Source organism: Secundilactobacillus folii (genome assembly GCF_009720675.1).
Lineage (GTDB): Bacteria > Bacillota > Bacilli > Lactobacillales > Lactobacillaceae > Secundilactobacillus > Secundilactobacillus folii.
On the sequence record NZ_WNJO01000007.1, the window covers coordinates 84,178 to 106,162 of the forward strand.

16 protein-coding genes and 1 tRNA gene are annotated in these 21,985 nt (G+C 44.2%); 14 read left to right on the forward strand and 3 right to left on the reverse strand.

The annotated features are described in order from the left end of the window. Positions 1 to 455 precede the first annotated feature (455 nt). Both uvrB and uvrA read left to right on the forward strand, forming a co-directional pair. Positions 456 to 2,462 carry an excinuclease ABC subunit UvrB gene (gene uvrB / locus GM612_RS07185; RefSeq protein WP_155431708.1) on the forward strand — a complete coding sequence of 669 codons (2,007 nt, stop codon included), beginning with the start codon at positions 456 to 458 and terminating at the stop codon, positions 2,460 to 2,462. Between the two features lie 17 nt (positions 2,463 to 2,479). Then, entirely contained in the window at positions 2,480 to 5,347 is a 2,868-nt protein-coding gene (gene uvrA / locus GM612_RS07190; protein ID WP_155431709.1) for an excinuclease ABC subunit UvrA, read from the forward strand. A 216-nt stretch (positions 5,348 to 5,563) separates the two neighbouring features. On the opposite strand, the gene GM612_RS07195 is transcribed toward uvrA, so the two are convergent. After that, complete coding sequence (locus GM612_RS07195) at positions 5,564 to 6,568, reverse strand: YeiH family protein (RefSeq protein WP_155431710.1); 1,005 nt, start codon at positions 6,566 to 6,568, stop codon at positions 5,564 to 5,566. Positions 6,569 to 6,684: 116 nt separating this feature from the next. Here GM612_RS07195 and GM612_RS07200 point away from each other — a divergent pair, with 116 nt between their 5' ends. The 5 genes from GM612_RS07200 (at position 6,685) to whiA (ending at position 11,251) form a co-directional block, all read left to right on the forward strand. Next, positions 6,685 to 7,509, forward strand: a complete 825-nt coding sequence (locus tag GM612_RS07200) for a LysR family transcriptional regulator (RefSeq protein WP_155431711.1) — start codon at positions 6,685 to 6,687, stop codon at positions 7,507 to 7,509. Between the two features lie 120 nt (positions 7,510 to 7,629). Continuing rightward, positions 7,630 to 8,166, forward strand: a complete 537-nt coding sequence (locus GM612_RS07205; protein WP_155431712.1) for an HdeD family acid-resistance protein — start codon at positions 7,630 to 7,632, stop codon at positions 8,164 to 8,166. A 249-nt stretch (positions 8,167 to 8,415) separates the two neighbouring features. Continuing rightward, positions 8,416 to 9,294, forward strand: coding sequence for an RNase adapter RapZ (gene rapZ, locus GM612_RS07210; RefSeq protein ID WP_155431713.1), 879 nt, complete (start codon positions 8,416 to 8,418; stop codon positions 9,292 to 9,294). A gap of 2 nt (positions 9,295 to 9,296) precedes the next feature. Then, positions 9,297 to 10,307, forward strand: a complete 1,011-nt coding sequence (locus tag GM612_RS07215) for a gluconeogenesis factor YvcK family protein (RefSeq protein ID WP_155431714.1) — start codon at positions 9,297 to 9,299, stop codon at positions 10,305 to 10,307. A gap of 5 nt (positions 10,308 to 10,312) precedes the next feature. After that, positions 10,313 to 11,251, forward strand: a complete 939-nt coding sequence (gene whiA, locus GM612_RS07220; RefSeq protein ID WP_155431715.1) for a DNA-binding protein WhiA — start codon at positions 10,313 to 10,315, stop codon at positions 11,249 to 11,251. Positions 11,252 to 11,331: 80 nt separating this feature from the next. Here the strand turns inward: whiA and clpP are convergent, their stop codons facing one another. Then, on the reverse strand, positions 11,332 to 11,925 hold the full coding sequence (gene clpP, locus GM612_RS07225) for an ATP-dependent Clp endopeptidase proteolytic subunit ClpP (RefSeq protein WP_155431716.1): 594 nt from the start codon (positions 11,923 to 11,925) through the stop codon (positions 11,332 to 11,334). Between the two features lie 518 nt (positions 11,926 to 12,443). Continuing rightward, positions 12,444 to 12,515, reverse strand: a tRNA-Arg gene (locus GM612_RS07230). Positions 12,516 to 12,744: 229 nt separating this feature from the next. Here GM612_RS07230 and GM612_RS07235 point away from each other — a divergent pair. The 7 genes from GM612_RS07235 to GM612_RS07265 all read left to right on the forward strand — a co-directional run bounded on the left by GM612_RS07235 (position 12,745) and on the right by GM612_RS07265 (position 21,971). Beyond that, positions 12,745 to 13,773, forward strand: a complete 1,029-nt coding sequence (locus GM612_RS07235; protein ID WP_173021244.1) for a sugar-binding transcriptional regulator — start codon at positions 12,745 to 12,747, stop codon at positions 13,771 to 13,773. Positions 13,774 to 13,839: 66 nt separating this feature from the next. Then, positions 13,840 to 14,850: a type I glyceraldehyde-3-phosphate dehydrogenase gene (gene gap / locus GM612_RS07240; protein ID WP_155431718.1), complete on the forward strand. Its 1,011-nt coding sequence runs from the start codon at positions 13,840 to 13,842 to the stop codon at positions 14,848 to 14,850. A gap of 117 nt (positions 14,851 to 14,967) precedes the next feature. Further along, positions 14,968 to 16,170 carry a phosphoglycerate kinase gene (locus GM612_RS07245; protein WP_155431719.1) on the forward strand — a complete coding sequence of 401 codons (1,203 nt, stop codon included), beginning with the start codon at positions 14,968 to 14,970 and terminating at the stop codon, positions 16,168 to 16,170. A gap of 157 nt (positions 16,171 to 16,327) precedes the next feature. Beyond that, positions 16,328 to 17,083, forward strand: coding sequence for a triose-phosphate isomerase (gene tpiA, locus GM612_RS07250; RefSeq protein WP_343031842.1), 756 nt, complete (start codon positions 16,328 to 16,330; stop codon positions 17,081 to 17,083). Between the two features lie 97 nt (positions 17,084 to 17,180). Continuing rightward, positions 17,181 to 18,500, forward strand: a complete 1,320-nt coding sequence (gene eno, locus GM612_RS07255; protein ID WP_155431720.1) for a phosphopyruvate hydratase — start codon at positions 17,181 to 17,183, stop codon at positions 18,498 to 18,500. 143 nt (positions 18,501 to 18,643) lie between these two features. Continuing rightward, on the forward strand, positions 18,644 to 20,347 hold the full coding sequence (locus GM612_RS07260) for a hypothetical protein (RefSeq protein WP_155431721.1): 1,704 nt from the start codon (positions 18,644 to 18,646) through the stop codon (positions 20,345 to 20,347). 85 nt (positions 20,348 to 20,432) lie between these two features. Continuing rightward, entirely contained in the window at positions 20,433 to 21,971 is a 1,539-nt protein-coding gene (locus tag GM612_RS07265; protein ID WP_155431722.1) for a ClC family H(+)/Cl(-) exchange transporter, read from the forward strand. Positions 21,972 to 21,985: the final 14 nt, after the last annotated feature.

A 21,985-nucleotide genomic window follows, 5' to 3' on the forward strand; every position in this document is an offset into this window, starting at 1 on the left:
CTGAAGATACCTTAAGAATACTTGATCTATTATCTAGCCTAATCGGGCTCACCAAGGCCAGGACTTGCACCTAAGACAACTTCACCACAATTCACGGCCAAGCCCGCCGTAAATTCTGCCAAAGTTGCCTTAGACTCCAGTCCTAAACGCCTTGGTTCGCACCTTGTTGCAAGTAACATTTCTCATTTTTGATTTAACTTTTTTCTTTTAACTAGCCTAATCGGGCTCACCAAGGCCAGAACTTGCACCTAAGACAACTTCACCACAATTCACGGCCAAGCCCGCCGTAAATTCTGCCAAAGTTGCCTTAGGCTCCAGTCCTAAACGCCTTGGTTCGCACCTTGTTCTTCTTACTAGCGAAAATACGTTCCCTATGGTAAAATAGACGGACGCATGTGGGAAGGCCCCGGCTTTCCTATTTTTAACGTGTACTGAAATTAAGGGGGTCGCCATCCATGATTGAACGGCAAGAAAATCGTAAGTTTGATCTGGTTTCTAAGTATCAGCCCACCGGAGATCAGCCCGCTGCCATCAAACAACTGACAGACGGTATCGAAGCTGGCAAAAAAGCCCAGGTGCTACTGGGTGCTACTGGAACCGGGAAAACTTTTACTATTTCTAACGTGATTAAAAACGTTAATAAACCAACGTTGATCCTGTCCCACAACAAGACACTAGTCGGACAGCTTTACGGCGAATTCAAGGAATTTTTCCCCAATAACGCGGTTGAATACTTTGTTAGTTATTATGACTATTATCAACCCGAAGCTTACGTACCATCAAGTGATACCTATATTGAAAAAGATTCCTCAATTAATGATGAAATTGATAAATTACGGCACTCTGCCACTAGTTCTTTGCTTGAACGTAACGATGTGATCGTTGTTGCCTCGGTTTCTTCGATCTTTGGGTTAGGGGATCCAACCGAATATAAAAATCACACCGTTTCTCTGCGAGTTGGGCAACAAATCGAGCGTAATGATTTAATGCGCAAATTAATCGATATTCAATTTGAACGCAATGATATTGATTTTCAACGTGGCCGTTTCCGAGTTCACGGTGACGTTGTTGAGATTTTCCCAGCGTCGCGTGATGAACACGCCTTTAGAGTGGAATTCTTCGGTGATGAAATTGACCGGATTCGTGAAGTCGACGCTTTAACCGGCGAGATCGTCGGTGATCGTGACCACGTTGCCATTTTCCCAGCGACCCACTTTATGACTAACGACGATATTATGGATCATGCGATTTCTGGTATTGAAGACGAACTTAAAGACCGGCTAGCCTACTTTGAATCAGAAGGTAAGTTGCTTGAAGCGCAACGACTTAAACAGCGAACTACGTATGATATTGAGATGCTGCGCGAAATGGGTTATACCAGCGGGATCGAAAACTATTCCCGGTTCATGGACGGTCGAAAGCCAGGGGAACCGCCATTCACACTACTGGATTTCTTCCCCAAAGACTTTTTGTTGGTCGTCGATGAATCCCACGTGACGATGCCTCAGGTTCGGGGAATGTACAATGGTGACCGGTCTCGAAAGCAGCAATTAGTTGACTACGGATTCCGTTTACCGAGTGCTCTGGATAATCGCCCACTGAAATTGGACGAGTTCGAAAAGCACGTTAACCAGGTTGTTTACATGTCGGCCACGCCAGGCGACTATGAAATGGATCAGACAGATACAGTCGTCGAACAGATCATTCGACCGACCGGCTTACTGGACCCGACAGTTGATGTCCGGCCAATTATGGGCCAGATGGATGATTTAGTCGGTGAAATCAACAAGCGAATCGATGCCAATGAGCGGGTATTTGTGACGACACTGACTAAAAAAATGGCTGAAGACCTAAGCGATTATTTGAAGGACTTGGGTATCAAGGTGGCTTATTTGCACAGTGATATTAAGACGTTGGAACGGACGCAGATCATTCGTGATCTGCGGTTAGGCAAATACGATGTGCTAGTTGGTATCAACCTATTGCGTGAAGGTATCGATGTTCCTGAAGTCTCACTGGTTGCAATTCTCGATGCTGATAAGGAAGGCTTTTTGCGGAATGAACGTTCGCTAATTCAAACCATGGGACGGGCTGCTCGAAATGTTCACGGGTCGGTCATTATGTATGCTGACACCGTGACGGATTCAATGAAAAAAGCGATGGACGAAACTGCCCGCCGTCGGAAAATTCAAATTGCTTATAATAAGAAGCATCATATTACACCAACGACCATCGTTAAGCCAATTCGGGATCTGATCAGTGTCACGAAACCGGATACCGATACAGGAGAAAAGGATGACTTTGTTGAAAATGACTTTGAATCGATGACCCATGAACAGCAAATGGATATGATCAGTCGACTTGAAGATGAAATGCGCAGTGCTGCCAAGAAGCTTGACTTTGAGCATGCTGCAACGTTGCGTGACACTGTGCTTGAATTAAAAGCTGAAGTAGATGCGTAATAAGGGGGACGTTATTTTTGGCAAACGATTATATTGATATCCATGGGGCTCGTGCTCACAACTTGAAGAACATCAACGTGAAAATTCCAAAGAACAAACTCGTTGTGGTGACTGGGCTCTCTGGTTCTGGCAAGAGTTCGCTTGCATTTGACACCCTTTACGCAGAAGGGCAACGCCGCTACGTGCAGAGCTTGTCAGCCTACGCCCGGCAATTTTTGGGTCAAATGGATAAGCCTGACGTGGACTCGATCGATGGTCTGTCGCCGGCGATTTCAATTGACCAAAAAACAACTTCCAAGAACCCACGGTCGACCGTTGGAACCGTAACGGAAATAAACGACTATCTACGTTTGTTATGGGCGCGGGTCGGCACGCCAATCTGTCCAAACGATGGAACTGAAATTACGAGTCAATCGGTTGAACAAATGGTTGATAAAGTACTGTCGCTGCCTGAACGAACTAAGTTACAGATTCTTTCACCAATTGTTCGCGAAAAAAAGGGCCAGCATAAAAAGGTGTTTGCCAAAATTAAGCGCGAAGGCTTTGTACGAGTTCGAATCGATGGTGAGGTTCATGATGTTGATGAAGAAATTGATTTGAATAAAAATCAGATGCATTCCATTGATATTGTTGTGGACCGGATCGTGGTTAAGGATGGCATTCGTTCACGGCTGTTTGATTCTTTTGAGGCAGCTTTACGTCTCAGTGGTGGTTATGCTGTGGCGGATCTGATCGATGGCGAACCAATCATGTTTTCTGAGCACTATGCTTGTCCCATCTGTGGGTTTACGGTTGGTGAACTGGAACCACGTCTATTCTCATTCAACGCCCCATTTGGTGCTTGCCCGGACTGTGATGGCTTAGGGATGAAGATGGAGATCGATCCCGACCTGATCGTACCGGACCCAAGTAAGACCCTGCGTCAGGGTGCGCTGGCACCGTGGGATTCGAGTTCTAAGTACTATCCCGAGATGCTTCGCCAAGCTTGCGAACAGGTTGGCATTGACATGAATACACCATGGGAAAAGCTGCCTGAAAAAGATCAGCAGTTCCTTTTGTATGGTTCTAAGGGCAAAGCCTACCACTTTGTTTTAGACAGTGATTTTGGCGGTGTTCGCGAAACGGATGCACCATTCGAAGGCGTCATTAATAATGTGAACCGTCGTTATCACAATGGTTCCGACTTTACTCAGGGTCAGATGCAGCAGTATTTTCGTGAATTAACCTGCCAGACCTGTCATGGGTATCGTTTAAACCGAAAAGCCTTAGCGGTTAAGATCGATGGTCAGCATATTGGTCAAGTGTCCGACTTAGCCATTGGTAAGGAACTACCATTTTTTGAGAAATTAAAATTCAGCGAGCAAAACGAAAAAATTGCCAAACCAATTCTAAAAGAGATTCGCGACCGCCTCACGTTCCTGGAAAACGTTGGTTTGGATTACTTAACGCTCAGCCGGGCAGCCCGTACATTATCTGGCGGTGAAGCGCAACGGATTCGGTTGGCAACTCAGATCGGTTCTAACCTGTCCGGAGTGCTCTACATTCTTGATGAGCCTTCAATTGGGCTGCATCAGCGCGATAATGATCGTTTGATCTCCTCACTTAAAAAGATGCGTGACCTAGGTAACACGTTGATTGTTGTTGAACATGACGAGGATACGATGCTGGCCGCTGACTACCTAATTGATATCGGTCCCGGAGCTGGCGAACACGGTGGTGAAGTCATGGCTGCCGGCACCCCTAAACAGGTGCGCAATACCAAGAAGTCACTGACTGGGCAGTACCTTTCTGGGCGTAAATTTGTGCCGGTACCCACTAAGCGGCGAAAGGGTAATGGGAAGAAAATTCGCATTACTGGCGCTGCCGAAAACAACTTAAAAGATATTACGGTTGATTTTCCGCTTGGTGAATTTACCGTGGTCACTGGAGTTTCGGGCTCTGGTAAATCGACACTGGTTAATACGATTTTAAAACGAGTACTGGCACAAAAAATTAACCGAAATTCTGAAAAACCGGGAAAATACAAGTCGGTTTCTGGCATTAAAAACATCGAAAAAGTAATCGACATTGATCAAAGTCCGATTGGGCGGACACCACGTAGTAATCCAGCTACCTATACCGGTGTTTTCAACGATATCCGAGCATTATTTGCTCAGACAACTGAAGCGAAGTTGCGCGGTTATACTCAGGGTCGGTTTAGTTTTAATATTAAGGGTGGCCGCTGTGAAGCTTGCCACGGTGACGGGATCTTGAAAATTGAAATGAACTTTTTGCCTGACGTTTATGTGCCATGCGAAGTTTGTCATGGTAGTCGTTACAACTCAGAAACTTTGGAAGTTGAGTACAAGGGCAAAAACATTGCTCAAGTCCTAAATATGACGGTTGATCAAGCGCTTGATTTCTTCAGCGCCATTCCCAAGATCACTCGCAAACTTCAAACGATTCATGATGTTGGCCTGGGCTACGTGACTTTAGGACAGTCAGCGACGACCTTGTCTGGTGGTGAAGCACAACGGATGAAACTGGCTTCAGAACTGCAAAAGAAGTCTGATGGTAAGAATTTCTACATTCTAGACGAACCCACGACTGGGTTACACACAGATGACATTAAACGTTTGTTGGAAGTACTCCATCGTTTAGTTGATAATGGCAATACCGTTTTGATTATCGAACATAACCTTGATGTCATTAAGACTGCAGACCATTTGATTGATCTTGGGCCTGAAGGCGGTGACGGTGGCGGTCGAGTTGTTGCTACCGGGACACCGGAAGAAATCGCTCAGGTCAAAGAAAGTTACACCGGCCAATATCTTGGACCAATTTTGGAACGGGATAAAAAGCGAATGGCAGAAGTTGAAGCCAAGGAAAAAGTTAAAAGTAAATAGTAGCAGTGCAAAAGAGTTGTGACGAAACTTTACTCTTGAAAAAATGCGACTAATAACTAGATTGCTATCTTGCTTAAATCGGTGCCAAGACTCAGGATACGGCTGTATAGTGATACAAAAATTGGGTTCCCTGAACTATTGGGAACCCAATTTTTGTATTGCTATATTTTGTGATCTAAACGAGTTTTGTCACATTTTTGCATGTCGCTCATTGCTTTAAAGTAACACGGTGATTAAAATCAGGGCACTAACTACCTGAACAATCAAAATGCTGCTTCCATAAAGCGCAAGTTTCTTGCCAGCTTTGACGAACGCGGCAAAATTCAAACGGAGCCCGATTGCCGCTAATGCGGTGACTTCACACCACCCGGAAAGGCCATGGGCGATACCAGAAATGGTGCCATTAAAATGAAACCAAGAATTCAGTGCGCAAAGAATAATGAAGCCCACAACGTACCAGGGCAAAGCACGTCGCCAACTGTTTTCAACGGTTGATTCAATCCCTTTAGCGGACTGATGATGCTGGTGCAGTTGACTGAAGATCAAGACAACCACCACTAACATGATGATTCGTAAAATTTTAAAAAGCGTTGCGTATGTGGTTGTTGCCTGATTTACCATGGTGGCACTGGCAATCACTTGACCCACTGACTGCACGGTTCCGCCAATGATTGCGCCGCGTAAGAAGTTATTATGGTGAAAAGCTAACAGGCTGATGATGGGGAGTGTCAGCATTAGAACTGTTCCCATCAGGTTGACTAGGGTGACTGCCAACCGCTTGTCTTCATCACGGGCTTCAATAACGGGGCTGATGGCAGCAATTGCCGATGACCCACAGACGGCATTCCCACCGGCCATTAGCAGGGTCATTCCTTCTGAAAAATGCAGTAGTTTGCCCAGTAGCATTGCTCCGCAGATCGTTATCGCCATTTGCATGACGATAAAGACGATTCCAGTTAATCGTAATTCCTGAATGGTTTGAAAGGTAATGGTGGCGCCTAACAATAATACGGAATATTCTAACAATCGTTTTTCGGACCAAGCAGTTCCACTTTGCCACTTTGGCTGTCGAATAATGGTGTTCCCTAATAAAATGCCAATCAGTAAGGCAACCGTTGGGGCACCAATACCCTTGATCAAATAGGAGTTGATCAACTGACTAATAATGGCAATCACAAAACTTAAACTTAAACCTGGTAAAACCGCTCGTTCTGGCTTCATCAATTCGCTTCCTCTCTGTCTTAATACCTGTTGTAGTATACAGATTTGATTGCCATTACTGAAATATCAAATTATAATAGGTTCAATTAAGATTTTTAATAGATGGAGGGAAAACGGTGGAAAAACTATTAGCCGCATTCATGGCGGTGTATGAAACCCGCAATTTTTCGTTAGCGGCCAAGCAGCTTTTTATTTCTCAGCCAAGTGTATCCGTGCAAATCAATCAACTTGAGGAGCGGTTAGGAGTCAGTTTATTTGATCGGAGTGGCCACCGACAAGTTCAGCCCACACCGGCAGCGTTTCAACTGTACCAAACCGCTGAAAAACTGCAGCAGACCTGGCAAACGGGGTTTGAACGGTTGCAACAAACGGCTGAAAAGCCACGGATCAAGGCAGTTCTAGGATTCTCTCAAACCACCTCCGTTGAACTATTGCCTCGGGTAATTAAAACTTTACTAAGGGACGAGCGATTTCAGTTTGAAGTTGAGACGATGAATTCAGAGGCAATTTTGAAGGCCGTTGTTGACCGTCAAATTGCATACGGCATTATCGAAAAACCAATCGTGGCTGATTACGTTCAGCAAACTGAAGTTTCTGGTGATCAGTTAGTCTTAGCAGGTCGGCAGAATGAGAAATTATGGCTGTTTAGAGAACCAGGATCTGGTGTTCGCCATTACACGGATGCCTACTTACATGAACAGGGCATTGTTCCCCAGCGTACATTGGTGGTTGATAGCAATCAGGCCATCATTGGACTACTTGATCAAGGGATTGGCAAAACGTTAATGTCAGTTGGCGTTTTACCCACTCAGGTACCGAGAACAATACTTTCTGAGCAGTATCGCCGGCACTTTTATTTGATTGGTTTGGATCAGCAGCCTAACTCACAGTTAGCCGATTTAAGGCGGTCCTTAGTAACGTCTATGCGGATGAAATCGTGAATTTAACTGACGAATTGTTAACCCAAGCGCAACTTTCTATGGAAAACTTGCCCTTATATCTCACAATCGTTATGATGGCAATAGGAAAAATATTTGATAACAGACTAGGAGTGAGGGATTATGTTTAGTATGAGGCCACGTTGGGGATTCGATTGGCACGAACTGATCACTGGCGTTTTGAGCTTGATTGCGGCTTACATCGTCGTTGGGATGCCCCGTGTCAGCCTAACAGCAATGTCAATTGTTTTCGGTTTCTTAGCCGTCTTAAGTGGTTTAACCACGTTATCTGGCTACACTAAGTTACGCGATTTCGTTGGTAACTGGGCAGTTGCTGCACTAATTTTTGCCATTATTGATTTATTGATCGGGGTCTTTTTCATTGTTGATCCGAGCAGCGGCATTGTCGTCATGGGTTACATGGTCGCTTTTTGGTTTTTGCTGGATGCAATTGAACGTTTGATGGTCGTTGGTCATCTGCGTGAATTTGGTACTGGATATTTCATTGCTTCAATCATTTTGGATATTTTATCCTTGCTGATTGGTTTAATGTTGTTGATCAACCCAGTAGTGGCTTCGATTTCGATCACATGGCTGATTAGTTTTTACCTAATTGTTTTTGGTGTGAACGCCATTATTCTAGCTTTCGCAAGACGGTAAAGGCAGTAATGAACTTGACCAAGTTTGATCAATTCTGATGCCAAAAGTTTTTTCAAAATTGTAATTTGATTATCTTAATCGAGCAGTGATGAATTTCGTTAATAACGAAAGCAGTGCTGCTTGTTTTTTATTCTAAACGCCACTTAAAAAGTGTTGGAAATAAAAAACACCCGGCTAAAATTAGTAATGAAACGCCAGGTGTGTTACACTGTTGAAATGGATTGTAATGGAACGAATGGAGATCATAGGATGAATAACGATGTGCAATTAGTAATTATTTCTGGCATGAGTGGTGCTGGTAAGACTGTTGCCATGCAAGCCTTTGAAGATTTGGGCTATTTTTGCATTGATAATATGCCACCGTCTTTGATGAGTAAATTCTGGGAGTTAGTTCAGGAGACGGGTAAAATCAAGAAAGTGGCCGTCGTCATCGATCTGCGTTCGAAGGCTTTTTACGATGAGATCGTGCAGATGACCACTGATATTTCTGATTTAAATCGTTCGGATATGGCTCAAATTGTATTTTTAGATGCCGATGACGAGACGTTGGTATCCCGATACAAGGAAACCCGTCGTTCCCATCCCTTGGCTCGAAATGGCCGGGTGATCGACGGGATTAAGGACGAGCGTAAAATACTGGCGCCCTTGAAGCAAGCAGCTCAGCTGGTCATTAACACGACATCGTTAACACCCCGAAAACTGCGGGAAGAAATTTTCCACAATTTTGAATCCCGAGAGAATCAGACCTTCCACATTGAAATCATGTCGTTTGGGTTCAAATACGGGCTGCCCATTGATGCTGACATTGTTATGGATGTCCGATTTTTGCCAAATCCGTACTACTTACCGGAACTGAGAAATCAGACTGGGTTGGACGAACCGGTTTACGATTACGTGATGAAACAGCCTGAAACAGAAGACTTTTACCATCAGTTTTTGAGCCTGTTGCAGACCACTGTGCCGGGGTACAAACGGGAGGGTAAAACCAACTTGACGATTGCGATCGGGTGTACTGGCGGTCAACACCGTTCAGTTGCACTGGCTGAACGAATCGGCAACGAACTGGGTGAAAAGTATCCGGTTCACATTTCGCACCGAGATATTAACAAACGAAAGGAAAACAACTAATTATGATCGAAGAACGACGGCGACCAAAGATTGTCGTAATGGGTGGTGGCACTGGGCTACCGGTCATTTTGCGCAATCTAAAGGGTCGCGATGTAGACATCACCGCTGTTGTCACAGTCGCGGATGACGGCGGATCGTCAGGCATTATTCGGGATTATGTCAACGTGGTGCCACCTGGCGATATTCGTAATGTGGTGGTCTCACTATCCCAACTGTCACCAATCATTCTGCAACTTTTTCAATATCGATTTGATAGTAACGATCAATTTTTTGCCGGTCATGCGCTGGGTAATCTGGTGATTGCTGCGTTATCAGAAATGAAAAACGGCATTTTTGAAGCGGTTCAAGAACTGTCCGACATTATGCAAGTTGACGGCCACATTTATCCGGTGGCTAATGAACCTTTGGAACTTAACGCTGAATTTACTGACGGTACTAAGTTGACAGGCGAATCAGAAATTACCGCGGCTCATAAGCTGATCAAACACGTTTGGGTGACTTCTAGTCAACACCATGATGTGGCACCTAAAGCGGTTGATGAAGTGATCGAAGCGATAATGGATGCTGATCAAATCGTGCTGGGTCCCGGGAGCCTGTTCACCAGTATTTTGCCAAATCTGATGATCAGTAATGTTGGTGAGGCGTTGCGGGAGACCACTGCAGAAGTTGTCTATATTTGCAATATTATGACGCAGAAGGGCGAAACGGAGAAATTCACGGATGCTGATCACGTCAGAGTTTTGAACCAGCATTTGCAACAAAACGTGATCGACACGGTGTTAGTGAATACTAAAAAAGTGCCAGATGAATACATTGATTACCAGCGCTGGAACGAAATGTCGCGTCAGGTGGTTCATGATTTTGCCGGTTTGCGCCAACAGGGCTGTCGTGTCATTTCTGCTGATTTCTTGAAGCTGCGAGATAACGGCGCTTTCCACAACGGCGAATTGGTCGTTAACGAATTAATGAACCTGCTGGGACAGGTCAATATGAAGCAGTTCGAGGGGAGATAGTAACTTTGTCATATGCAAGTGAAGTGAAAAAGGAATTGACTACGCTTGAAGTTCATCGTGAAAATGCGAAGGCCGAACTGATTGCTTTGATCCGAATGAACGGGTCAATGGCAATTGCTAACCACCATTTTGTGCTGAATATTCAAACGGAGAACCCCGCGATTGCCCGGCGGATATACCGGTTATTAAAACAATTCTACGACGTCGAAAGTGAATTGATCGTTCGTCGTAAGATGAAACTCAAGAAGAACAATCTCTATATTGTGCGGGTCAATGAAGGTACAGACAAAGTGTTATCTGACCTGGGAATCTTCAAAGATGGCCAGTTGATCGAACAAGTGCCACCCGAGCTGTTGCAAAATGACGCTCAGGTGCGTTCATACTTAAGGGGTGCTTTTTTAGCCGGCGGATCTGTCAATAATCCAGAGACCTCACGCTATCATTTGGAAATCTACTCCGTTTATGAAGACCATAATCAAATGATTGCTGATATGATCAATCACTATGATTTGAATGCCCGGACAACACCAAGGCGAGGTGGCTTTATCACCTATCTTAAAGAGGGCGAGCGAATTGCCGATTTTCTTTCATTAATTGGTGCAAGCAGCGCTATGTTGAAATTTGAAGACGTGCGGATCATGCGTGATATGCGTAATTCGGTCAACCGATTGGTAAACTGTGAAAACGCCAATATGGACAAGGTTGCTAACGCATCGAGCAAACAAATCCAAAACATTGAATTTATTCGCTCAACAGTGGGCTTAGCTCAGTTGCCTCCCAAGCTACGGGAAGTTGCTGAAGTCCGGTTAGCTAATCGTGAAGTCAGCCTTAAGGAACTTGGCGCGATGATTCCGAGTGGGGCAATCTCTAAATCGGGAATCAATCACCGCTTAAGAAAAATCGGTGAATTTGCTGATAGCTTACGAGGAGCAAAAGCCGTTTAATTAGCAACTCGAGCAACATTAACCGACACAAAAAGGGCGTCACCTCTTATGAAGTGACGTCCTTTATTTGTAAAACAAGCTTACTTACGATCTTTGGTACTCGTCATGATTGAATCAAGCAAACCATAATCGACGGCTTCCTGAGCGGTCAAGTAGTTATCACGTTCAGTATCCTTATTGATGCGATCAATTGGCTGACCAGAATTTTCAGCCAAGATCTCGTTGATCATCTTACGAGCCTTTAAAATTTCTGTGGCCGCAATTTCAATTTCAGTTTGTTGACCTTGAGCACCACCAGAAGGTTGGTGAATCAAGACTTGTGAGTGTGGCAATGCGAAACGTTTGCCCTTGGTACCTGACGATGCCAGGACGCTGGCCATTGAAGCGGCCATACCAATAACGATAGTTTGAACGTCAGATTGAATAAAGTTCATCGTGTCGTAAATTGCCATTCCTGAAGTGATGACACCACCTGGTGAATTGATGTAAAGGTAGATATCCTTTGTTGAATCCTGCGCATCCAAGAACAAAAGTTGGGCGATGATGGCATTAGCCATGTCGTCTTCAATTGGACCGGAAAGCATGATGATTCTGTCCTTTAATAGGCGAGAGTAAATATCATAAGCACGTTCGCCACGGGAAGATTGTTCAATAACCGTTGGGACTAAGTTCATAGCTTTGCAGCCTCCTTATGATCAATAGTTTATTAGTCTGTTTTGACTAACTGATTTGTAGTTTAACCTAAAGGTCAACAAAGGTCAAACAAAACAACTTCGTTTTACCGTTGTCGTGCAAATCAGCTTTGTACCAGACGGTAGCATAACATATTTTGCGCTATTTGGCTGTTAAATGCCTCTCAGTTGAGTATCGCATTCAAATAGTGACTGGCAGTGAGAATTAGTATGACGGTCAATGCTTCAAACACGCTTTTTTGCTAGCGGTGGACTAGTTTAATAATCCAAATCTCAATCGAGTTAAAAAGGTTGAAGCTTGTCAAAGATTTCGCTATTAACAACAATGGCACTGTTTTCTAGCGCTTCCCTGACTTAAAATGATGTCAGCACTTGAATCGCAGTTGTCGAGTGATACAAAAAGTGAGTTCCCCCAAAGTTCAGGGAACCCACATTCTGAATCAATTTATTCTGTCATCTAAACGGGTTTTGTTACAGGTGAACCGCTTAGATACTCATTATGCGCCCGGAGGGAATCGAACCCCCATTTCAAGAACCGGAATCTTACGTGCGATCCATTACACTACGGGCGCATTTCAACACTAGAATACTATACCCGAAATTGCATATAAATACAAGGGGTAATTGGTGAGATGAACTTGAATAGGTTCTCACGGATATTTGCATTTCTTATTTGTCGCTGTTATAATTCAGTTTGTGGGTAGGAATTAGTACCCATTAATTTTTGACCTATATGGGTCGCATTACGTCACTATGGGACATGAATTGTCCCATGACGTGATAGAGAGTTGGTTTTGTCTTATGGACTTAGAGTGGAAATGGGTGAACGCGGTTGTACCGAAGATGACCCAGAAGCTACTCAGACGCTACTCACTGTTACTGATGATCCGTCAGATGCAACCGGTCGGTAGGCGCTCCTTAGCAGAGACGCTGGAGCTCACTGAGCGGACGGTGCGAACGGATCTTGATAGCCTACTTGATAATGGTTTGATTTCAATGCAGGCGAAGGGGGTTTGGCTAACGGATGACGGCCAAAAAGCCGTTAAGAACTTGCAACCGTTAGTTGAAAACCTGGCTGGCATTCGTAAGAAGGAGTCCTTGTTGAAAGCGCGCCTTGGTCTTCGTGGCTGTCAAATCGTTCCGGGTGATTGTGATGATCGACCGGACGTTAAGACTTCAATGGGTAAGGCCACGGATGAATTGCTCCGTCAGCAACTCCCAGCAGGCGAAAGCATCGTTGCCGTGATGGGTGGCACCACAATGGCTGCCGTTGCAGGCACGCTTAGTGAAACATTAGCTGATAACCGTCAGCTAACGTTTGTACCAGCTCGTGGCGGTATGGGAGAGTCACCGGCAATTCAGGCAAATACGGTCTGTGCCAGAATGGCAGAAGTGACTGATAGCCATTATCAGGCGCTGTATTTACCAGAGCTTAGCTCAGAGTCAACGTCTAGTTCTTTACGCCGTGAACCAATGATTGCTAAGACACTAAACATGATCGATCACGCAAACGTGGCAATTCACTGTGTGGCGGATGCAATGGCAATGGCAAAACGGCGTCAGATGCCCGACGAAGATACTGCTGTTTTAGAGCAGCGACATGCCGTGGGAGAAGCGTTTGGTGATTTCTTTGATCAGGATGGTCAAATTGTTTACCGCGTTCCCAAGTTAGGCTTGTCGATTGCCGATTTAGATCGAATGGATCTAGTGGTTGCAGTAGCTGGCGGTCACAGTAAGGCTGCCGCTGTCGAGGCATATTTTCAAATTCCTCCGGCCGAAAGTTTTTTGGTTACGGACGAGGGATTAGCTGACACGATTTTAAAGAAGTGATACTATATATTAGTGTTACTTTTTAAAATAATTATTTTTAACTTCCTAAAGGAGGAAAACACAGTTATGACTGTAAAAATTGGTATTAATGGTTTCGGCCGTATTGGTCGTTTAGCATTCAAGCGGATTCATGAACTTCATTCTGACGACATCGAAGTGGCAGCAATCAATGATTTGACTACCCCTTCAATGTTGGCCTACCTGCTAAAATATGATTCAACACATGGTCGTTTCCCTGGTGAAGTTTCAGCAACTGATAAGGGTATCGTTGTTGATGGCAAGGAAATCCCTGTATACGCAGAACCTAAGGCACAAAACATTCCTTGGGTTAAGAACGATGGCGTTGACTTCGTTCTTGAATGTACTGGTTTTTACACTTCAGAAGAAAAGTCACAAGCTCACTTGGACGCCGGCGCAAAGCGGGTCTTAGTTTCAGCTCCTGCAGGTGACGTTCGGACTGTTGTTCCAGGTGTTAACTTGGATACATTACAAGCTAGCGACAAGATCGTTTCTGCTGGTTCATGCACGACTAACTGCCTAGCACCATTGGCTTACTTCATGAACGAAGAATTCGGTATCAAGGCTGGTACAATGACTACTGTCCACGCCTTCACCGCTACTCAACAAATTCTTGATGGCCCTCGCGGTAAGAAGATGCGTAACAACCGTACTGCAAGCATTAACACGATTCCTCACTCAACTGGTGCAGCCAAGGCGATTGGTTTGGTTATCCCAGAATTGAATGGTAAGCTTCAAGGTCACGCACAACGGGTTGCCGTTGTTGATGGATCATTGACTGAATTAGTCACTGTCCTTGACAAGAAGGTTACTGCTGACCAAGTTAACGAAGCTATCAAGAAGCACACTGTTAACAACGATGCATTTGGTTACAACGATGATGAAATCGTCTCAACTGATGTTATTGACGATCCTCATGGTTCAGTATTTGACCCAACTCAAACTGAAGTTACAACTGCCGGTGACACTCAATTAGTTAAGACTGTTGCATGGTACGATAACGAATGGGGCTTCACTTGCAACATGGTTCGTACTTTGTTGCACTTCGCTTCACTTTAATATTAAATAAGCGTAAATTTAAAAGGCGGAGGAGGAAACTTTCTCCGCCTTTTATAGCAAATGACTTGTACCAATGGTCACAATGATTAATTCGATTTCAATCAGGAGGGCTACAAATTGGCTAAATTAACAGTTTCAGATTTAGATTTAAAGGGTAAAAAAGTCTTAATGCGCGTGGACTTCAACGTCCCAATTAAAGATGGTGTGATCGGGAATGATAACCGTATCGTGGCTGCATTACCAACCATAAACTACGTCATTGATCATGGTGGTAAGGCAATTTTGCTTTCCCACTTAGGTCGGATCAAGTCCGAAGATGACAAACCTGGCTTATCAATGCGTCCGGTGGCTGAACGGCTTTCAAACTTGCTGAATAAGCCGGTCACCTTTGTGCCAACGACTGAAGGTCCACAGCTTGAAGACGCCATCAATAAGATGAGCGATGGTCAAGTTCTAGTGATGGAAAACACTCGTTATGAAGACGTGAAAAACGGTGAACAAGTTAAACGTGAATCAAAGAATGACCCATCATTGGGTAAGTACTGGGCATCCCTTGGTGATGTGTTCATTAACGATGCATTTGGTACCGCACACCGTCAACACGCTTCAAACGTTGGGATCGCTTCAAACATGCCACAAACCGCTGCCGGTTTCTTAATGGAAAAGGAAATTAAGTTTATCGGTGGTGCCGTTTCTAATCCAGCTCACCCATTTGTTGCCATTTTAGGTGGTGCTAAGGTTTCTGACAAGATCGGTGTGATTGACAACTTGTTGGATAAAGCTGACAAGGTGATTATCGGTGGTGGTATGACGTACACCTTCTACGCTGCAAAGGGTATGAAGATCGGTAATTCATTAGTCGAAAAGGATAAGATCGATTTAGCAAAATCGATTATGGATAAGGCTGGCGACAAGTTAGTATTACCTGTCGACTCAGTGGTTGCTGAAAAGTTTGATAATGATGCACCTCACAAGACTGTTGAGGGTGACATTCCTGATGGCTACATGGCATTAGACATTGGCCCGAAGTCAGTTGCTGCATTTGAAGATGTTTTAAAGCCAGCCAAATTGGTTGTTTGGAATGGCCCAATGGGGGTCTTCGAAATGAGTAACTATGCTCAAGGAACGCTTGAAATTGGTAAGTACCTTGGTACTTTATCAGATGCGACGACCATTGTTGGTGGTGGTGACTCAACAGCCGCCGTTCAACAACTTGGTGTTGCTGACAAGTTGACCCACATTTCAACCGGTGGTGGTGCATCACTTGAATACCTTGAAGGTAAGACCTTGCCTGGTATCGCTGCTATCAGTGAAAAGTAAACAATTTAAGAAGCCGGGATGATGTCCTGGCTTCTTTGCTAGAAAGCCTTTTGGGGTCTCCTAGAAAATTGATGATCAACATGACTGGCTAAACCGTTTTCATTTCGATAAAATAGGGTTGTTACTATAAAAAGATTGAGCAAAAGGAGCGTTTACTGTGCGGATACCATTAATTGCGGGTAATTGGAAGATGAATAAGTCGATCGAAGATGCCCGTTCGTTTATGCAAGCTGTGTCAGATCGATTACCTGAACCAGCTCAAATTGAAACGGCAATTGCCGCTCCAGCGATTCTATTGGAAACCATGCTCGAAATGAATTCGGCGAACCACCTTCGAATCGGTGCGGAAAATTGTTACTATGAAGATTCTGGTGCCTTTACCGGTGAAACTTCACCACTGGCACTTTCGGAAATGGGTATTCCCTACGTCATTGTAGGTCACTCAGAACGGCGGAGTTATTTTAACGAAACCGATGATATTATTAACCGAAAAGTGCATGCGGTTTATCGCAATCACATGACACCGATTCTTTGCTGTGATGAAACAATGGGTCGGTTGGAAGCCGGTGAGAAGATTCACTGGGTCGTAAGTCAGGTGACGGGTGCCTTAAAAGACATTAGTGACGATTTAGCTCGTCAGTTGGTCATCGCTTATGAGCCAAGCTGGGCAATTGGTAGCGGTAAATCTGCTTCGGCCGATCAAGCTGAAGAGGGTTGCTATCTGATTCGCCAAACGATCGCTGATATTTACGGTGATGACGTCGCTAACCAGATGAGAGTTTTATATGGTGGCAGCGTGAACCCAGATAATATTTCTGAAATCATGGCCAAGCCAAATATTGATGGTGTTTTAGCGGGTGGCGCAAGCCTAGATGCCAAAACCTTCCTTCAATTAGTCAACTACCAAAAATAAACTCAAATAGTAATTGCAAGTTCAAGGTTAAACTAATAGAATAGACTGCGGGGAATTGTTTCCCGCTAGGTTAAACTTTCATTAAGGAGAGAATATAATGTCAATTATTTCTGATATTTACGCCCGCGAAGTCTTAGACTCACGTGGTAACCCAACTGTTGAAGTTGAAGTTTACACAGAAGCCGGTGCAGTTGGCCGTGGAATCGTACCTTCTGGTGCATCTACTGGTGAACATGAAGCCGTTGAATTACGTGATGGCGACAAGAACCGTTTCGGTGGCAAGGGTGTTACTAAGGCCGTTGACAACGTAAACAACATCATTGCAAAAGAAATCGTTGGCTACGATGTTACCGATCAAATTGCAATCGACAAAGCAATGATCAAGTTAGACGGCACGCCTAACAAGGGTAAGCTGGGTGCTAACGCTATTTTAGGTGTTTCACTAGCTGCTGCCCGTGCTGCTGCTGACGAGCTTGAAGTTCCGTTATATAATTACTTAGGCGGTTTCAATGGTCACTTGTTACCAACTCCAATGATGAACGTTATCAATGGTGGTAAGCATGCCAACAACAAGGTCGACTTCCAAGAATTCATGATCATGCCCGTTGGCGCTCCTTCCATCAAGGAAGCGATTCGAATGGGTTCAGAGACTTTCCATGCTTTGAAGTCAATCTTGAACGACCGCGGTTATTCAACTGCTGTTGGTGATGAAGGTGGTTTTGCCCCTGACTTAAAGAACAATGAGGAACCATTCGAAATCTTAGTTGATGCCATTAAGCAATCTGGTTACAAGCCAGGTAAAGACGTCGCAATCGCCTTTGACTGTGCTGCATCAGAGTTCTACAATACTGAAACTAAGACCTACGACTTAGTTGGTGATGGCAAATCATACACTGCTGAAGAATTTGTCAGCTTATTGGAAACCATCGTTGACAAGTACCCAATCGTTTCAATTGAAGATCCCCTGGATGAAAACGAATGGGAAGACTGGCAGATGGCAACTTCTCGCTTAGGCAAGAAGGTTCAAATCGTTGGTGATGATTTGTTTGTCACTAACACGAACTACCTTGAAAAAGGTATCAAGATGGGTGTTGCCAACGCTATTTTGATCAAGCTTAACCAAATTGGTACTTTAACTGAAACTGTTGAAGCTGTTGAAATGGCTAAAGAAGCAGGTTACACTGCTATCATTTCACACCGTTCTGGTGAAACTGAAGACACGACGATTGCTGACTTAGTTGTCGCATTGAATGCTGGTCAAATTAAGACTGGTTCAATGAGTCGTGGCGAACGAATTGCTAAGTACAACCAGTTGATGCGGATCGAAGATCAATTGGGTGAAGTTTCTGACTACAAGGGCATCCACTCCTTCTACAACTTGAGTGAACAAGCTCGTGAAGCCATTCAAAACAAGTAATTTAACGCTAGAAATTTGTTAATGATTCACTAAAAAGGCTGCTGAATTTATTCAGTGGCCTTTTTTGATTTGCAAATCAGAATTTTAGCCAAAATCGACCTTTTTTGGCGTAGTTAACTCTGTACAAAGAAAGGAGAGTTAATATGCAAATCAAAATGAGTCGATTATTGCTATGTCTGGGGGTGACCTTAGGGGTATTTGCTAACAGTGTCAGTGCTAGTGCAGCCACTGAAAGTTTCGAACCGTACACCATTGAATATAACTATACCAAGTTAGTTATTGACGCTGGTGCACTTACTAGACGACCAATTTCGGGCACCACGACGTATCGGGTTGAAGCTGGCGGTCAATTTGCAAAATATCAAAGTATTTCTGCTGATGGAAAGCGAATCTTTAATTTTGCGCCCCTATATCCAAATTATGATTGGAGCACGCAACAACCGGTAGTGATTTCTAAGCTGGAGGATAACCGGACATTTTTTGTCTCTCAAACTCTTGTTGCTAAGAAAGCTTTAGTTCATTTGAATTATAAGCTTAAAAATCCTGACGGGCAGATCAGTAAGAAGAAATTTCAGAACTATGATTATCAGACGGGTACTCTTGAGGGAAAATGTGTACCGATTTTGACGGAAGCACTCGGCTCTTGTTATGAGCTAGAGGATCCTAAAGAGTCCCTAATTGAAGCTGACGGTCAAAGTTTTGATACCATCATTCACCGTCGTCAAATTGATTTTACTATCGATTATAAGGTTGTTTCTGACCAGCAAATTTCCACAGCACATTTACCGGATAAAATGGAAGCCAATTTTAAGGACGTCAAAGATAAGCTATCAGAATTAGACCAGCAAGTTAAGCAAGCTGGTTATCGTATTCTTTCAAATCAAGTTACGTATAATCTTGAAGGTTATGGTCACGTGACGTTTAATTTAAAGACCAATAATGTCAGTGGGTCTGTTTCTAATCCTGGAGAGTCCGTTGAGAAGCCGAGGCCGACGCCAGAAACCAAGCCAGAAATCGTTCCCGAGGCAAAACCAGAAGTGAAACCAGAGACTGAGCCGGATGAAGGGCAAGAGATGATTCCTGCCCCGAAACCTGACGTAACTCCAGAGGTTGAACCAGAGGCGAAACCAAGTGAAAAACCTCAGGTGACACCCGATTTTAACCCTGAGGAAAAGCCAGAGGGTACTCCTGATATTAAACCTGATGTCACCCCAGAAATTAAATCAGAAGAGAAGCCAGAAGTGGCACCGGACACAAAGCCTGACCAGAGACCAGAGGGAAATTCTGATACTAAACCAGAAACAACTCCAGAAACTAAACCGGAAAACAAACCGGAAGTCACCCCAGAGATCAAACCCGATGAAAAACCTGATGTGACGCCGGAGACCAAGCCAGAGGAAAAACCAGATCAGATTTCAGAACCGGATGCAGGGGATAAAACGGGGACCGATCCTGAAGTCAAGCCAAATGAAAGGCCTGTTCCGAATCCTGATTTTTCTTTAAAACCGCAGCCTGATAATAATCAAATAAGTGAAAATGATTTAAAGAAACCAGAGATAGTCGCTGATAATCAGCATTATGACGATTTAATGTATCAATTAGCCAAGATTATACAACGATTGGATAAAATTTTATGCCAACTACGGATCCAACACCCAGTTCGTCCACATCATCGAGCACCTAAGTCACATTTGAAGCATTCAAACAATAAGCGCCATCATGCGAGTCATCAGTCCCATCATAAAAAGCCTCACTCAAAACATGCAAGACATAAGAAGCATTTTTCTCATCGACGTCATCATCATTTAAAGCAGCGCCTACATCCGGGGCTAAATCAGCGTCACTAAAATTTCTAGCTTGATGTTATGTCAGGCTAGGCCATACATATGATAGAATGGATTGCGTACATTAACTTAGGAGTGCATGATTGAAATGAATGTGTTAAGACATAAAAAATGGGATTTCACCCGAATTAACGCGGTGCTGCAAGGAATCCTAATTGGATTGATCGCCGGTTTCATCGTGAGCACCTTTCGCTTATTGATCAGTCATGGTTTGAAACTTGTCCAATGGTTTTTCCACCTGGCTAAGGGGAATCTATGGTTGCTACTGATCTGGGTGGTCTTCAGTGTCATCTTGACACTGCTGATCGGACGCTGGCTGAAAACGACGCCAGAGATTACAGGTTCCGGTATTCCGCAGGTTGAAGGGCAATTAATGGGTGAGGTTGAATACCACTGGTGGCCTGTCTTATGGAAGAAATTTGTTGGCGGTGTGCTGGCCATTGGCAGTGGGCTTTTTCTTGGTCGGGAAGGGCCTTCTATTCAGCTTGGAGCAACGGTTGGGCAAGGATTTGCGGAGTCCCGTAAAATTACCGGTAATAAACGGCGAACCTTAATTGCTAGTGGCGCCTCGGCTGGTTTATCTGCTGCGTTCAATGCCCCGATCGCCAGTTCGCTCTTTATTTTGGAAGAAGTGTATCATAATTTTTCGACCATGATTTGGATCACCGCATTAGCAAGCGCAATCGCAGCCGACTTTGTTTCAACGTTTTTCTTTGGTTTGACACCTGTTTTACATATTACTTATGTCCATCCTTTACCCTTAACGCAGTATGGCTGGTTGGTTATTTTGGGGCTTCTACTGGGTCTATTTGGGCGGCTGTATCAGGTGGTCGTTTTACGGGTCGGCGAGTGGTATCACCGTATCAAGTGGCTGCCAGATCAGTACAATAGTCTCATTGCGTTTTTATTGTTGATTCCGGTTGGCCTGTTTATTCCCCAAATTCTCGGTGGGGGTAATCAGTTGATCGTTTCGATCGGTGGCAATGCACCTACGGCAATGATTCTCCTGGTCGTCTTTATCGTTCGGTTTGTCTATTCGATGATTTCATATGGGACCGGATTACCCGGCGGTATTTTTCTGCCTATCTTGACTTTAGGCGCTGTTTTAGGAGCCCTGTTTGGACAATTATTAGTGAGCTGGCACTTGGCCAGCCCGGCAGTGGTGCCAATTTTTACGATTGCTGCCATGGCTGGATACTTTGCTGGCATTAGCAAGGCACCATTTACGGCTATTTTACTGATTACTGAAATGGTTGGGACACTTCAGCATCTTATGCCGTTAGCATTAGTCTCGTTAATTGCCTATTTGACGGTAGATGTTCTCGGTGGTGCGCCAGTGTACGCAGCCATGCTTGAAAAATTTCTTCAGAAGTCCCATACTGGACAGACTGTACCAGTGACACAATTGGAGTTCCCAGTGTTTGAAAATGCCGTTTTAGACGGAAAGCAAGTTCGTGATGTTGACTGGCCAGATGGTGCTTTACTGGTTGAAATCAAACGTGGTGAAAAAATCATTGTGCCACATGGTGACACAGAGATCCGGTTAGGTGATACACTATTATTGAGTGTCCCACAGAAGTATTTGATTCATGTTCGTCACGTGATGATGCACTTATCTGGCAATTGATCTTTGGGGTATTA

What these genes read in the sequence shown, in the direction of transcription:
- uvrB (WP_155431708.1), top strand. Translation starts at nt 456, where the DNA reads ATGATTGAACGGCAAGAAAATCGTAAGTTTGATCTGGTTTCTAAGTAT.
- GM612_RS07195 (WP_155431710.1), bottom strand. Translation starts at nt 6,568, where the DNA reads ATGAAGCCAGAACGAGCGGTTTTACCAGGTTTAAGTTTAAGTTTTGTG.
- GM612_RS07205 (WP_155431712.1), top strand. Translation starts at nt 7,630, where the DNA reads ATGTTTAGTATGAGGCCACGTTGGGGATTCGATTGGCACGAACTGATC.
- rapZ (WP_155431713.1), top strand. Translation starts at nt 8,416, where the DNA reads ATGAATAACGATGTGCAATTAGTAATTATTTCTGGCATGAGTGGTGCT.
- GM612_RS07215 (WP_155431714.1), top strand. Translation starts at nt 9,297, where the DNA reads ATGATCGAAGAACGACGGCGACCAAAGATTGTCGTAATGGGTGGTGGC.
- clpP (WP_155431716.1), bottom strand. Translation starts at nt 11,925, where the DNA reads ATGAACTTAGTCCCAACGGTTATTGAACAATCTTCCCGTGGCGAACGT.
- GM612_RS07235 (WP_173021244.1), top strand. Translation starts at nt 12,745, where the DNA reads ATGGACTTAGAGTGGAAATGGGTGAACGCGGTTGTACCGAAGATGACC.
- gap (WP_155431718.1), top strand. Translation starts at nt 13,840, where the DNA reads ATGACTGTAAAAATTGGTATTAATGGTTTCGGCCGTATTGGTCGTTTA.
- eno (WP_155431720.1), top strand. Translation starts at nt 17,181, where the DNA reads ATGTCAATTATTTCTGATATTTACGCCCGCGAAGTCTTAGACTCACGT.
- GM612_RS07260 (WP_155431721.1), top strand. Translation starts at nt 18,644, where the DNA reads ATGCAAATCAAAATGAGTCGATTATTGCTATGTCTGGGGGTGACCTTA.
- GM612_RS07265 (WP_155431722.1), top strand. Translation starts at nt 20,433, where the DNA reads ATGAATGTGTTAAGACATAAAAAATGGGATTTCACCCGAATTAACGCG.